General features: G+C 72.0%; 10 protein-coding genes. 9 read left to right on the top strand and 1 reads right to left on the bottom strand.

Translation table 11 applies throughout. The features are described 5' to 3' along the window. Positions 1-69: 69 nt before the first annotated feature. From OG524_RS15010 to OG524_RS14995, 4 genes are all read left to right on the top strand, one after another. Positions 70-744: a ubiquitin-like domain-containing protein gene (locus tag OG524_RS15010; protein ID WP_405810608.1), complete on the top strand. Its 675-nt coding sequence runs from the start codon at positions 70-72 to the stop codon at positions 742-744. Next, entirely contained in the window at positions 741-1,613 is an 873-nt protein-coding gene (gene rsmA, locus OG524_RS15005; RefSeq protein WP_405390306.1) for a 16S rRNA (adenine(1518)-N(6)/adenine(1519)-N(6))-dimethyltransferase RsmA, read from the top strand. Before OG524_RS15010 ends, rsmA begins: the two co-directional genes overlap by 4 nt. Then, positions 1,610-2,509, top strand: a complete 900-nt coding sequence (locus OG524_RS15000; RefSeq protein WP_405390307.1) for a 4-(cytidine 5'-diphospho)-2-C-methyl-D-erythritol kinase — start codon at positions 1,610-1,612, stop codon at positions 2,507-2,509. Before rsmA ends, OG524_RS15000 begins: the two co-directional genes overlap by 4 nt. A 72-nt stretch (positions 2,510-2,581) precedes the next feature. Beyond that, positions 2,582-3,892 carry an acyltransferase gene (locus OG524_RS14995; RefSeq protein WP_405810605.1) on the top strand — a complete coding sequence of 437 codons (1,311 nt, stop codon included), beginning with the start codon at positions 2,582-2,584 and terminating at the stop codon, positions 3,890-3,892. A gap of 55 nt (positions 3,893-3,947) precedes the next feature. Here OG524_RS14995 and OG524_RS14990 read toward each other — a convergent pair whose 3' ends face one another. Continuing rightward, positions 3,948-4,595, bottom strand: a complete 648-nt coding sequence (locus OG524_RS14990) for a lipoprotein (RefSeq protein ID WP_405390309.1) — start codon at positions 4,593-4,595, stop codon at positions 3,948-3,950. A gap of 147 nt (positions 4,596-4,742) precedes the next feature. On the opposite strand from OG524_RS14990, the gene OG524_RS14985 reads away from it, so the two are divergent. The 5 genes from OG524_RS14985 to OG524_RS14965 all read left to right on the top strand — a co-directional run bounded on the left by OG524_RS14985 (position 4,743) and on the right by OG524_RS14965 (position 13,576). Further along, on the top strand, positions 4,743-6,560 hold the full coding sequence (locus tag OG524_RS14985) for an ABC-F family ATP-binding cassette domain-containing protein (RefSeq protein WP_405390310.1): 1,818 nt from the start codon (positions 4,743-4,745) through the stop codon (positions 6,558-6,560). 129 nt (positions 6,561-6,689) lie between these two features. Further along, positions 6,690-8,477 (top strand): PQQ-binding-like beta-propeller repeat protein, encoded by a 1,788-nt coding sequence (locus tag OG524_RS14980; RefSeq protein WP_405810603.1) that lies wholly within the window; start codon positions 6,690-6,692, stop codon positions 8,475-8,477. 362 nt (positions 8,478-8,839) lie between these two features. Beyond that, the gene (locus tag OG524_RS14975) at positions 8,840-10,720 is read left to right on the top strand and encodes a PQQ-binding-like beta-propeller repeat protein (protein ID WP_405810601.1); all 1,881 of its coding nucleotides are present in this window, start codon (positions 8,840-8,842) and stop codon (positions 10,718-10,720) included. Between the two features lie 58 nt (positions 10,721-10,778). Continuing rightward, on the top strand, positions 10,779-12,659 hold the full coding sequence (locus OG524_RS14970) for a PQQ-binding-like beta-propeller repeat protein (RefSeq protein ID WP_405390313.1): 1,881 nt from the start codon (positions 10,779-10,781) through the stop codon (positions 12,657-12,659). Positions 12,660-12,883: 224 nt separating this feature from the next. Next, positions 12,884-13,576, top strand: coding sequence for a LuxR C-terminal-related transcriptional regulator (locus tag OG524_RS14965; protein WP_405810599.1), 693 nt, complete (start codon positions 12,884-12,886; stop codon positions 13,574-13,576). Positions 13,577-13,794 lie beyond the last annotated feature (218 nt).

The raw sequence follows: 13,794 nt of genomic DNA, 5'->3' as shown, positions 1-13,794 counted from the left end.
CGGTTACGCCACGCTGGGTAGTCACTCGGCTCGGGAGGGTGACGAGGGCTCGGCTGTCATGCCCGCGCAATGGGGTCGGCAGGCCGGATCTTCTGGAGCGTCGTGGGCCATTCGCAGGGCAGTCACCGGGCAGCGCGCGGCAGCCGACGGGCCGGCGGGGTGCCGGCTCCCCCGGCGCCGCGCTCCCTCCACGAGGAGGCCACGATCGTCGCCGGGGAGTGGCCGGGCGCCCTGCCGGTGCACGACCCGACCGTGCTCGACGTCCCGCCGGTGCCCCGGCAGGCGGCTGTACGGGCCGCCCCGGCCGGGTACCGGGCCACGCCCCGCCGGGCCGGTGCCCGACGGCACCGGGGCGCCCCGGAACGTCTGTGGCGGCTCGTCCCGCAGGCGCTGGTCGTCGCGGTCCTGGCCGGCGGCACCACCGCGTTCCTGGCGCACGACCAGGCCGTCCGGGTCAGTGTCGACGGGACGTCGGCCACCCTGCACACCTTCGCCGACGACGTCGGGGAACTCCTCGACGCCGAGGGTGTCACCGTCGGGAGCCGTGACACCGTCGCCCCGGCCCCCGGTGCCGGCTCGACGACGGCGACGAGGTCGTCGTCCGCCGGGAGGTACGCGGCGGCCGGGCCGTGCGGCAGGACCGGGAGGCGGGGGGCGACCGGGAAGCGGCGGAGCCCTGGGAGGCCCGGGGCGGGGCGGGCGGCGGGTCTCGGACCCCGCGGCGGCCGTAGGCTTAACGGGTGAGCACCACTGAGCCCGACGCCCTCCTGGGCCCCGCAGACATCCGCGAGCTGGCCGCAGCGCTGGGCGTACGCCCCACGAAGCAGCGCGGTCAGAACTTCGTCATCGACGCCAACACGGTCCGCCGGATCGTACGGACCGCCGAGGTGCGGCCCGACGACGTGGTGGTCGAGGTCGGGCCCGGTCTGGGCTCGCTGACCCTGGCCCTGCTGGAGGCGGCCGGCCGGGTCGTCGCCGTCGAGATCGACGACGTGCTCGCGGGCGCCCTGCCGGCCACGGTCGCCGCCCGGCTGCCCGGACGCGCCGACCGCTTCGCCCTGGTCCACTCGGACGCGATGCTGGTCACGGAGCTGCCCGGCCCGGCGCCCACCGCACTGGTCGCCAACCTCCCGTACAACGTCGCCGTGCCGGTCCTGCTCACCATGCTGGAGCGCTTCCCCACCATCGAGCGGACCCTCGTGATGGTGCAGGCCGAGGTCGCCGACCGGCTGGCCGCCAAGCCGGGCAACAAGGTCTACGGGGTGCCGTCGGTCAAGGCCAACTGGTACGCCGACGTCAAGCGCGCCGGGTCCATCGGCCGCACGGTGTTCTGGCCCGCGCCGAACGTCGACTCGGGGCTGGTGTCCCTGGTGCGGCGTACCGAGCCGATCCGGACCACCGCGAGCCGGACCGAGGTCTTCGCCGTCGTCGACGCCGCCTTCGCCCAGCGCCGCAAGACGCTGCGCGCCGCCCTGGCCGGCTGGGCGGGCTCCGCGCCGGCGGCCGAGGCGGCCCTGGTCGCGGCGGGCATCTCGCCGCAGGCGCGCGGCGAGATGCTGACCGTCGAGGAGTTCGCCGCCGTCGCCGAGAACAAGCCGGAGCCCTCCGCATGACCCGCAGCGTCACCGTCCGCGTGCCCGCCAAGGTCAACGCGCAGCTCGCGGTCGGCGCCCCGCGCCCCGACGGCTTCCACGACCTGGCCAACGTCTTCCTCGCCGTCGGGCTGTACGACGAGGTCACCGTCACCCCCGCCGACGAGCTCCGCGTCACCTGCTCCGGCCCGGACGCCGCCCAGGTCCCGCAGGACGCCACCAACCTCGCGGCCCGCGCCGCGATCGCGCTGGCCGGGCGGCACGGCATCGCACCCGACGTGCACATCCACATCTCCAAGGACATCCCCGTCGCGGGCGGCATGGCGGGCGGCAGCGCCGACGGCGCCGCCGCACTGCTGGCCTGCGACACCCTGTGGTCCACCGGCGCCACCCGCGACGAACTGCTCGCCATCTGCGCCGAGCTGGGCAGCGACGTGCCGTTCAGCCTGGTCGGCGGGGCCGCCCTCGGCGTCGGCCGCGGCGAGCAACTGACCACGGCCGACGTCGGCGGCACCTTCCACTGGGTCTTCGCGGTCGCCGACGGCGGACTCTCCACCCCGGCGGTCTACGGCGAGTTCGACCGGCTCACCGCCGGTACGGACGTGCCCGAACCCGCCGCGTCCGCCGCGCTCCTGGCCGCGTTGCGCTCCGGGGACACCACGGCGCTCGCGGGCGCCCTGAGCAACGACCTGCAGCCCGCGGCGCTCTCGCTGCGCCCCGCGCTGGCCGACACCCTCGCGGCGGGCACCGCCGCGGGCGCCCTGGCCGCGCTGGTCTCGGGTTCCGGGCCGACCACGGCGTTCCTGGTGGCCGACGCGGAGTCGGCGCGGAAGGTGGCCGACGCGCTGCTCACCTCGGGGACGTGCCGCACCGCCCGGGTGGCCGTGTCCCCGGCGCCGGGCGCCACGGTCGTCTGACCGCCGGTACTCAGACGGGAATTGAGTACGGTCGCGCTGCCGCCCCCGGGCGTGCGGCGCGACCGTATCCCTATGGGATCAAGTGTTCGTGAACTGGCCGGGGCGATGCCCGTCACCCGGGACCGCTACATCGATCTGCTGCGGGTCGCCTCGCTCGGGACGGTCGTCCTCGGCCACTGGCTGATGGCCGCCGTCACCACCGACGGGGTAGGCAACCTCCTCGCCGTCGTTCCCGGACTGCAACTGCTGACCTGGGTGCTCCAGATCATGCCGGTGTTCTTCTTCGTCGGCGGCTTCTCCCATGCCCTGTCCTACCGTTCACTGCTCCGCAAGCGCCCCGAGGGCTCCACGGACTCCGTGTACTCGGCGTTCCTGCGGGCCCGGCTCCAGCGGCTGCTACGGCCCACCATGGTCTTCGTCCTCGTGTGGGGCGCCGCCGCACTGATCGTCCAACTGCTCGGCGGGGGCGGCGGACTGACCGGTGTCACACTCCGGCTGGTGACCCAGCCGCTCTGGTTCATCGGGATCTACCTGGCGATGGTGGCGTTCACCCCGCCGCTGCTGAAGCTCCACGACCGCTACGGCTGGGGCGCGTTCGCCGCGCTCGCGGGGGCCGCCGCCACGGTGGACGTACTGAGGTTCGCCGCCGGGGTGCCGTACCTCGAATTCCTCAACTTCGCGTTCGTCTGGCTCGCCGTGCACCAGCTCGGCTTCCTGCGCGCCGACGGCCGGATCCGCCGCCCCGCGCTCCTCGCCGGGTCCGGACTGGGCGCGGCCGCCGCACTGGTGGCCCTCGGCCCGTATCCGCTGTCCATGGTCGGCATGCCCGGCGAGAAGATCAGCAACATGGCACCGCCCACCCTCGCACTGCTCTGCCACGGCCTCTGGCTCGTCGGCGCGGTGGAGCTGCTGCGTGCCCCCGGGGCCCGGCTGGTGGCCCGGCCCCGGGTCTGGCGCACGGTCGTGGCCGCCAACGGCGTCGCCATGACCGCGTTCCTCTGGCACCTCACCGCGATGCTCGGCGTGTACGGGGCGATGCTCGCCCTCGACATCCCGCTGCCCGAGCCGGCCACCGGCGCCTGGTGGGCGCAGGTGCCGCTGCGGATCGCGGTGGCCGCCGGGGTCACCGCGGCCCTGGTCGCCGTCTTCCGCACCTTCGAACGGCCGGTCTCCGCCGTCCCCGGCCGGGGCACCCGCTCGGGACCCCTCTCGGCCCTCGGCGTGACGCTCACCCTGCTGGGGGTGCTCGGCCTGTCCATGGTCGGCTACGGGGGGCTGCTGGAAGGTCACACGGCACTGCTGATCGCCGTACGGGTCAGCGCCCCGGCGGCCGTGGCGATGGCACTCGGCGGCTGGCTGCTCGTGGAGCGCGCGGGGCGGTGAGCCCCGCGCTCACGGGACGGCGAGCCCCGCGCGCGGGGCCGCCGGGCACGACCCGTCAGCCGAGCTTCAGGGACTGCTTCGCCAGCTCGTACGCGGGGAGCATCTCCCGGTGCTCCTCGGAGTCCAGCCCGCCCAGGTGCACCACGACCGGACCGTCCGGTGTCGCGACCGCGAAGGCGCTCTCCGTCCTCCGCTCGTCCAGCACCTTCACCGTGTAGGTGACCTCCGCGGCTTCCACCGACCCCGCCTCGGTCGCCTCGTACGACGCCTCGGAGGCCTCCGGATCGCCGGCCACGAAGTCCTCCAGCGCCGCTCGCGGCGCGGTGCCGGAACCCTTGCCCTGCCAGACCCGGAGATAGCCGATGTTGCCGGCCGGCTTGGCGTCGATCTCGCAGACCATCGTGGCCGAGCCCTGCTGCCCCAGTGCCACCGCGAGTTCGGAGCCGGGGTCCACGTCGACGGCCTGCGGCTTCCAGTCCGCCGCCAGGTCGAAGGTCACCGGCAGCTCGCAGGCCGAGCCCGCGCCGCCGAGCGTGCCGCCCTTCGCCACGGCCTCCGCGCTCTTCGCGGTCCCCGCCGCCTTCGAGGGGTCGCCGTCCCCGTTCTTCCCCGGGGCCGCGTCCGTACCGCCGGCGGAGCAGCCCGCCAGCGCCGTGGCCGCCAGGACCACCGGTATCAAGGTCCGCATCGTGACACGCATCATGAAGTCCCCACCCCAGAGATGTTCCGTACCGCTCCGACCTGGGGTTACTCCCCATGATCGATCGCCGCACGCTATCGCACCTCCCGCGGCGACTACTCTGGGACGTCGAGTGGTCCCCACCGCAGGGATCCCCGACGCAGGAGTGAAATGGCCGTCAATCTGGTCAATGTCGAGCAGGTCAGCAAGGTGTACGGCACCCGTGCCCTGCTCGACGGTGTATCCCTCGGGGTGTCCGAGGGCGACCGGATCGGCGTCGTCGGCCGCAACGGCGACGGCAAGACGACGCTCATCCGGATGCTCGCCAAACTGGAGGACGCGGACACCGGCCGGGTCACCCACAACGGCGGGCTGCGCCTGGGCGTCCTCACCCAGCACGACTCGCTCGACCCGAAGGCCACCATCCGGCACGAGGTCATCGGCGATCTCGCCGACCACGAGTGGGCGGGCAGCGCGAAGATCCGTGACGTGCTGACGGGACTGTTCGGCGGGCTCGCCCTGCCGGGCTTCGAGCACGGCCTGGACACCGTCATCGCCCCGCTCTCCGGTGGTGAGCGGCGCCGCATCGCGCTGGCCAAGCTGCTCATCGGCGAACCGGACCTGATCGTCCTCGACGAGCCCACCAACCACCTCGACGTCGAAGGCATCTCCTGGCTCGCCGGGCACCTGCGCACCCGCCGCTCCGCACTCGTCTGCGTCACCCACGACCGGTGGTTCCTCGACCAGGTCTGCACCCGCATGTGGGACGTCCAGCGCGGCTCCGTCCACGAGTACGAGGGCGGCTACAGCGACTACGTGTTCGCCCGGGCCGAGCGGGAGCGGATCGCCGCGACCGAGGAGTCCAAGCGACAGAACCTGATGCGCAAGGAGCTGGCCTGGCTGCGGCGCGGAGCCCCCGCCCGTACGTCCAAGCCGCGCTACCGCATCGAGGCGGCCAACGAGCTGATCGCCGACGTGCCGCCTCCGCGCGACACCAGTGAGCTGATGAAGTTCGCCAACGCGCGGCTCGGCAAGACCGTCTTCGACCTGGAGGACGTGACCGTCCAGGCCGGCCCCAAGACCCTGCTCACCCACCTCACCTGGCAGCTCGGCCCCGGTGACCGCATCGGCCTGGTCGGTGTGAACGGCGCGGGCAAGACCTCGCTGCTGCGGGCGCTCGCCGAGGCCTGCCGTACCCAGGGCGACGTCCAGCCCGCGGCCGGCAAGGTCGTCGTCGGCAAGACGGTCAAGCTGGCCTACCTCTCGCAGGAGGTCGCGGAGCTCAACCCGAACCTGCGCGTGCTCGAAGCCGTCCAGCAGGTACGCGACCGGGTCGACCTCGGCAAGGGCCGCGAGATGACCGCAGGTCAGCTCTGTGAGCAGTTCGGCTTCACCAAGGAGAAGCAGTGGACCCCGGTCGGCGACCTGTCCGGTGGTGAGCGGCGGCGGCTGCAGATCCTGCGGCTCCTGATGGACGAGCCCAACGTCCTCTTCCTCGACGAGCCCACCAACGACCTGGACATCGAGACCCTGACCCAGCTGGAGGACCTCCTCGACAGCTGGCCCGGGTCGATGATCGTGATCTCCCACGACCGGTTCTTCATCGAGCGGACCACCGACAAGGTGATGGCCCTCCTCGGCGACAGGGCACTGCGGATGCTGCCGCGCGGGATCGACGAGTACCTGGAGCGCAGGCAGCGGATGGAGGAGACGGCCACGCCCGCCTCCGCCGCGGCGGCTTCGGCTCCGCGGACGGCACCGGCGGAGGCCGTGTCGCCGCAGGCGGCGCGTGCCGCGAAGAAGGAACTGCAGAAGGTCGAGCGGCAGCTCGACAAGATGTCCACCAGGGAGACGGCCCTGCACGCGCAGATCGCCGACAACGCCACGGACTTCGGCAAGGTGGCCGAGCTCGACGCGGAACTGCGGGAACTGGTCGCGGAGCGGGACGTGTTGGAGATGCGCTGGCTCGAACTGGCCGAGGACGCCTGATCGTCGGCGCATGACGAGCGGTCCGGTGCAGGTGGGGCCGCAGGGCCGGGCGGGGCGGGTGGTAGAAAGTAGGCTGCCCGAATCGCGGTGACCTTGCGGTGGCCGTGCCGCTCGAAGGGGGACGCGCAGATGACCCAGCCACCCGGCCAGCAACCGCCGCAGGGAGGCTTCGGGGCACCGTACGACCCCCCGCAGGGCCCACCGCCCGCAGGCCCGGCCTACGGTTACCCTCCGGCGTCCCCGTCGTACGGCTACCCGCCGGCACAGGGCGCACCGCAGGGGCCGTACACCCCGCAGCCAGGTCCCTACGGGCAGCAGCAGCCCGGACCCTACGCCCAGCAGCCGGGTCCTTACGGGCAGCAGCAGCCGGGACCGTACGCCCAGCAGCCGGGGCCGCAGGGCTATCCGCAGCAGGCGCCGTACGGGGCAGGCTCCCCGCCGCCGGCGCCCGGCGGGTCCGGGTCCGGGGCCGGGCGCGGGCAGTTCAGGGGCAGATCCGGGCTGGTCATCGGTGCCGTCCTCGCCGTGCTGCTCGTCGCCGTGGGCGGCGTCCGGCTCGCCATGAGCGGCGACGGGAGCGATGCGAAGCCCGTCGCCGGAAAGGGCAGCGCGGACCCGAGCGGCTCGGGCTCCGGCAAGGACGACGGCAAGGACGAGAAGATCGCCGGGCCGACCGCCGCCGAGCTCAACGCCGCCCGCAAGCCCGGTGAGGCGAAAGTGCTCTGGCTGCGGGAGAACGGCGTCGACCTGCCGCAGTACGGGGAGGAGGCGTACGGCCCCTGGTTCGCCGGGGACACCGTCGTCAAGGCCATGTACCGCACGGTCTCCGGCTATGCGCAGTCCGACGGCGCGCAGAAGTGGACGCTCGCCCTGCCCACCGACCTCTGCGCGGCGCCCACACTGCCCACCGACGACGGAAAGATCGTCGTCGGCATCGAGGACAACGTCTCGGAGCAGGAGGCGGACTGCTCGGTCCTGCAGATGATCGATCTGCGCACCGGCAAGGCGGGCTGGAAGAAGACGGTCGACCGCACGGACATCCAGGACGGGCTGTCGCATGTCGCGATGTCGGTGAGCGGGGACACGGTGACCTTCGGGCGCACCGGCAACACCGACGCCTTCCGGATCAGTGACGGGACGAAGCTGTTCGGCAAGCGGAAGGACGTCTGCCAGCCGTTCGCCTTCACCAGCGGCCCCCGGACGATCGCCGCCGTCAGCTGCCAGGTCGAGCCGGCCGACCCCGTCCGGCAGCAGGTCCAGGAGGTCGACCCGGTCACCGGCAAGCCGCTCTGGACCTACCGGGCGAAGGACGGCTGGAAGGTCGCGCACGTGTACTCGGCACGGCCGGTGGTCATCTCGCTCAAGAAGGACGAGGAGTGGGCCGTCGTCATCCTGAACGACGACGGCACCTACCGCTCCCAACTGGTCGGCGGCACCGAGGACTACGCGGTGAGGTGCGGCGAGGACTCCGTGGAGAGCGGCAGCAATCTGGACGGCTGCGCCGGGGTCACGGCCGACGCGGACAAGCTGTACCTGGCGACCCTGCCCAAGGTGACCAAGAAGTCCAGCATCAACAAGGTCGTGGCCTTCGACCTGGCGACCGGCCGGTCCGTATGGGACGTGACCGGGCCGGAGGACCACCTCCTCCTGCCGCTGCGCATGGAGGGCGACGACGTACTGGTGCGCGTGGAGCCCTCGTACCGCGAGGCCGGATCGTTCGCCACGCTCGCCCCGTCCGGGGGCGCGCTCAAGACGCTGCTCCAGCATCCGGCGGCGGCCGCCCCGACGGAGGCGACGCTCTTCCAGGCGAAGGCCGCCTATGTCGACGGGCGTTCCTTCATCCTGGCCAGCCGCATCAGCGCGGACGACGACGCGGAGGAGATGGCGGCCACGGCCCTGATGGTCTTCGGCAGGTGAGGGTTCCGTGCGATCCGCCGATTACGGTACAAAAGCGGGTGATACGTCACGAAGTGCCTGCGGCATTTCGCGAAAGACGCCTACGCCGGGGCAAGTTGACGGGGCGTCGGCCGCAGGGCTCCGGGCCGGGCCCCGTGCATGCGTAACGACGGCATCACGGGCCGGTTCTCCCTTGGGAACAGGGGGTGGACCGATCCGGTGTCCGGCGTCGGGCGGGTGGTACAAAGAAGCCCCGCTCGACTGTCGTAACACCGCGGACTCCATGTCCCAATCGCTCCTTTCCGGGGGAATTCAGTCCTACCGGAATCGCGGGGGAGAACGAACAGGACACCGGACCGCACCGCACGAAGGGGGACGTGCTGATGACCCAGCCGCCCAGCCAGCAACCGCCGCAGGGAGGCTTCGGGTCTCCGCAGGAGCCGCCGCAGGGAACTCCTCAGCCGCCGCCCCAGGCCCCGCAGGGCGCACCGCAGCCGCCGCCTCCGGCCCCGCAGGGCGCACCGCAGCCGCCGCCTCCCGGCCCGCCGCAGGCCCAGCCCGGCTACGGCTACCCGCAGGCCCCGGGCGAACAGCCCGGCTACGGCTATCCGCAGGCCCCCGGCCCGTACAGCCAGCAGCCCGGCCCGTACGGCGCCCAGCCCGGCCCCTACGGACAGCCGGCCCAGCCCGGCCCTTACATACAGCCCGGCCCCTACACGCAGCCCGGTGCCTACGGTCAGCCCACGCAGCCCGGCGGTTACGGCTACCCGCAGCAGCAGTACCCCGGCGCGCCCGTCCCCGGTGGCTCCGGCACGGGCGGCCCCTTCAAGGGCAAGCCCGCGGTCGTCATCGGTGCGGCGCTCGCCGCGCTGCTGGTCGTCGGCGGTGGCATCTTCTTCGCCACGAGCGGCGACGACGAGGAGAAGCCCGTCGCCAAGCCCAGCACCGGGCCGGCGGATCCGAGCGCCTCGCCCACCGTCGACGAGGGCGACGGCAACGGCGACGGCCGTGAGGTGGACGACGACCTCAACGCAGGGCGCAAGGCGGGCGAGGCCAAGGTCCTCTGGCTCACGACGAACGACATCGACCTCCCGCGCAACGGTGCGGACGTGCACGGCCCCTGGATCGTCGGGGACACGATCGTCAAGGGCATGTACCGCTCGCTCACGGGCTATTCGGTGGCCGACGGCAAGCAGAAGTGGACCCTCGCGCTGCCCGCCGACCTCTGCGCGGCGCCCGGCAACCCCACGACCGACGGCAAGATCGTCATCGGCGTGGAGAACGGCACCACGGACAAGGCCGACTGCTCCGATCTGCAGATGGTCGACCTCAACACCGGCAAGGCCGGCTGGAAGAAGTCGATCACGAAGAACGGCACCTGGGACCTGATGTCCGACATCGGCCTGGCGATCAGCGGCGACACCGTGACCGTCGGCCGTACCGGCAACTCCAACGCCTACCGGGTCAGCGACGGCAAGGAGCTGTTCGGCAAGCCCGCGGGCACCTGCCAGCCGTTCGCCTTCGCCGGCGGCCCCAAGCTGATCGCCGCGACCAGCTGCCGCACCGACGACGTGAACAACCCCCAGCACCAGGTCCAGGAGATCGACCCGGCCACCGGGAAGCCCAAGTGGACGTACAAGCCCCAGCGCGGCTGGGAGATCGACAAGGTCTACTCGGTGAGCCCCCTCGTCGTCTCGCTGACCCAGCGCGAGGAGAAGAAGTGGACCATCCTCGCCATCAAGGAGAACGGCACGCTCCGTTCCCAGCTGGTGGGTGACAAGGAGGACAAGTTCGCCGTGGACTGCGGCAACGACTTCTCGATCTTCGGCGAGAACCTCGAAGGCTGCACCGGCATCGCCGCGGACGCCAACAGCTTCTACATGGCGACCGAGGACGACACCAGCGGCTCCAGCCGTACCAACAAGGTCGTCGCGTTCGACCTGAACACCGGCAAGCCGAAGTGGAAGTCCAAGGCCCCCGCCGGACGCGTCGTGAAGCCGCTGCGCATGGAGGGCGGCAACGTGCTGCTCTACGTGGAGGCCACGTACGACAAGGGCGGGGCGATCGCGACGCTCGCGCCGACCGGCGGCGCGCCCGCCGTGGTGCTGCAGCACCCTGCCTCCACGACCCGGATCGAGAGCTCCTTCTTCACGTCGAAGATCGCTTACGCGGGCGGCCGTTCCTTCATCGTGAGCGGGCGCGTCAGCGCCTCGAACGACAAGGAAGAGAAGTCGCAGAAGACCATGATGGCCTTCGGCAAGTGACGGATCACGACGGTACCCGCAGCCCCCTCTTCTCAGACTCCTCAGAGGTACGCACGCCATGACTCAGCCGCCCCAGTCGCCCAACGATCCGCCCCAGGGCGGATTCGGAGCCCCGCAGGACCCGCCGCCGGGCGGATTCGGCGCGCCCACCCCGCCGCCCGCCGACCCGTTCGGCAAGCAGCCGTCCGCCGAACCGCCGACCCAGCCCGCGGGTGGCTACGGCAGCCCGCCGCCCCCGCCCGGCGGATTCGGAGCCCCGCAGACGCCTGTGCCCGGCCAGCCGCAGAACCCGTCGTACGGCTACCCGCAGACGCCTGTGCCCGGCCAGCCGCAGAACCCGTCGTACGGCTACCCGCAGGGGCAGCCCGGCTACGGATTCCCGCAGCAGGTGCCGCCCGGCGTGCCCCCGCAGCAGGGGTACGGCTATCCGACCGCTCCGATGCAGCAGCAGTACGGGGCACCGCAGCCGGACAACGGCGGCAAGAAGTTCACCACCCAGATGCAGATCATCGTCGCCGCGGTCGTCGCCGTGGTGCTGATCGTCGGCGGCGGAGTCATCTACGCCTCCAGCGGCGGTGAGGACGAGGGCGGCAAGAAGACCGAGGCGTCCTCGGCCGGCACGACCGGCGAGGGCAAGGGCGGCTCGGGCAGCGGACTGGGCGGCGGCACCGAGGAGGCCCCGGCCGACCCCAAGTCCTCCGTCGGCTTCCAGCTGCCCCACCCGAAGGTCACCGACACCACCACGGTCAGCGGTTCCTGGCTCACCGACAAGGCGTACGTGAAGACCGGCGTCTACGAGATCGTCGGCTACGACATCGCCAAGGGCACCAAGCTCTGGTCGATCCCGCTGGAGGGCCAGCTCTGCGCCGCCTCCCGGCACATGAGCAAGGACTACAAGACCGCGATCGTCTTCGAGGACGGCAAGCCGACCAAGGAGAACAAGTACCCCTCCTGCACCCAGGTCGGCGCGCTCGACCTGGCCACCGGCAAGCTCCTCTGGAACAAGTCGGTCACGTCCGCGTCGAGCGGTGACCAGGCCGTCAGGTTCAACGAGGTGACGCTCAGCGGCACCACGGTCGCCGCGGGCGGAACCAGCGGGGGCGCCGCCTTCAACCTCACCACCGGCGCCGAGCTGTGGAAGCCGAAGGCCGACACGGACAACTGCTACGACAAGGGCTACGGCGGCGGCGAGGCCCTCGCCGCGGTCCGCAAGTGCGGCTCCTACGACGAACCGCAGCTCACCATCCAGGCGCTGGACCCGGCCACGGGCGCCCCGCTGTCCTCGTACGAGATGCCGGCCGGCGTCGAGTACGCGGCCATCGTCTCCACGAAGCCGCTCGTCGTAGCGGCCGACGTCGGCGACACCGCCGGTGACGGCAGCGGCATCTCGGACTTCTTCTCCATCGACGCGGCGACCGGCAAGCTGATCGTCCGGATCTCCGCCGACGCCGACCAGTACGCGGCACGCTGCGGCTCCACCGAGGTCGAGACCTGCGGCTCGGTGACCGTCGGCAACAACCGGATCTACGTACCGACCGAGGAGCACGAGGGCGGCGGGGAGTACGGCGACACCAACGAGATCGTCGCCTTCGACCTGACCACCGGGAAGCTCGTCGGCGGCAAGGCGGACGCGGGCGACCGCTACACGCTGACCCCGCTGCGCATGGACGGCACCAACGTCATCGCGTACAAGGAGCCCCCGTACGACAAGGGCGGCCAGATCGTCTCCATCGACGGCTCCACCTTCAAGGAGACCGTGCTGATGCAGAATCCGGACGACGAGGCGGTCAGGGACGCGGAGACCAGCTTCTCCTTCGACTACGCCGAGTTCATCTACGAGAAGGGCCGGCTGTTCATCTCCGAGACGATGGTCAGCGAGCCCCGCAAGAGCGCGTTCGACGACAAGGAGTACCTCGTCGTCTCCTTCACCACCAGCTGACCCGTCCGCGGGTGTGCGGTGACGGCCCTGCCGGTTGATCAATCGACCGGCAGGGCCGATCGTTTTCTGTCCGTCAAGTAGCCCTGAATGACTCAGGATTCGGCATTCCGGGGGGCTCCTGCCCGGTAGAGGGCGCGCCATCTCGAACAAGCGTGTAACTTGCCGGGGCATAGGCCGGGGGGCCTGTTTCCGGAGTTGCACAGCAGTACATGGGGGGTTGCTCGATGGGCGTGCGGCTCATGGTGGTCGATGACCACCGTCTGCTCGCCGAGGCGCTCGCCTCGGCATTGAAACTGCGCGGCCACCGGGTGCTCGCGGCAGCCGCGCCGACGTCCGGTGCCGCCGAGCTGGTGATCAGCAGGGCGCCGGAGGTCTGCCTGTTCGGCACGGCGGCGCCCGCCGAACCGGGTGCGTTCGACCCGATCGTGCGGATCGGGCGGGAGCGCCCGCAGGTGGCCGTCGTGGTGCTCGGCCCGGTGCCGAGCCCGCGCGGGATCGCCGCGGCCTTCGCCGCGGGGGCGGCCGGATACGTCCGTCACGACGAGCGCATAGAGGGCGTCGAACGCGCCATGGCCAAGGCCCGCGCGGGAGAGGCCGCGGTCGCCCCGCAGCTGCTGCGGGGCGCGTTCACCGAACTGCTGCATCCGGCGGTCCAGCCGGACGACGAGGGGCAGCGGCTGCTGCGGATGCTCACCCCGCGCGAGGTCGAGGTGCTGGTGCGGGTGGCCGAGGGCGAGGACACCCGGCTGATCGCGGCCGGGATGGGCATCGCGCCGAGCACCGCGCGTACGCATGTGCAGCGCGTCCTGATGAAGCTGGGCGTCGGCTCCCGGCTGGAGGCCGCGGCCCTCGCGGCCCGTACGGGACTTCTGGACCGGGCGACGGGAACGCGACAGGGGCCCGACGGCCTCGCGTGAACGGGTGACGGTCCGGCGCCCCGGGTGCGGCGGGCCTGTGTGCCGAGGGTGCCCCGCATGTGAACCGTGGAGCTGCCGGTCGTCGTGGCGCCCGTGCCCGCACCGCCGTCCGCCGGGGTGCCCCTGGCGTGTCGAGGGCCATGCCTTCACGTTCGGAATCCGCACGACAGTCGTGCCTGTCTCTGTTTGATCCTGATCACGCCGGGTCGCCCACGCAG

Source organism: Streptomyces sp. NBC_01520 (assembly GCF_045040375.1).
In the GTDB taxonomy this organism is placed as follows: Bacteria; Actinomycetota; Actinomycetes; order Streptomycetales; family Streptomycetaceae; genus Streptomyces.
Note: the sequence above shows the minus strand (reverse complement) of the source record. Positions and strands in the feature narration are given on the sequence as shown.

What these genes read in the sequence shown, in the direction of transcription:
- OG524_RS15010 (WP_405810608.1), top strand. Translation starts at nt 70, where the DNA reads ATGGGGTCGGCAGGCCGGATCTTCTGGAGCGTCGTGGGCCATTCGCAG.
- OG524_RS15000 (WP_405390307.1), top strand. Translation starts at nt 1,610, where the DNA reads ATGACCCGCAGCGTCACCGTCCGCGTGCCCGCCAAGGTCAACGCGCAG.
- OG524_RS14995 (WP_405810605.1), top strand. Translation starts at nt 2,582, where the DNA reads ATGGGATCAAGTGTTCGTGAACTGGCCGGGGCGATGCCCGTCACCCGG.
- OG524_RS14990 (WP_405390309.1), bottom strand. Translation starts at nt 4,595, where the DNA reads ATGATGCGTGTCACGATGCGGACCTTGATACCGGTGGTCCTGGCGGCC.
- OG524_RS14985 (WP_405390310.1), top strand. Translation starts at nt 4,743, where the DNA reads ATGGCCGTCAATCTGGTCAATGTCGAGCAGGTCAGCAAGGTGTACGGC.
- OG524_RS14980 (WP_405810603.1), top strand. Translation starts at nt 6,690, where the DNA reads ATGACCCAGCCACCCGGCCAGCAACCGCCGCAGGGAGGCTTCGGGGCA.
- OG524_RS14975 (WP_405810601.1), top strand. Translation starts at nt 8,840, where the DNA reads ATGACCCAGCCGCCCAGCCAGCAACCGCCGCAGGGAGGCTTCGGGTCT.
- OG524_RS14970 (WP_405390313.1), top strand. Translation starts at nt 10,779, where the DNA reads ATGACTCAGCCGCCCCAGTCGCCCAACGATCCGCCCCAGGGCGGATTC.
- OG524_RS14965 (WP_405810599.1), top strand. Translation starts at nt 12,884, where the DNA reads ATGGGCGTGCGGCTCATGGTGGTCGATGACCACCGTCTGCTCGCCGAG.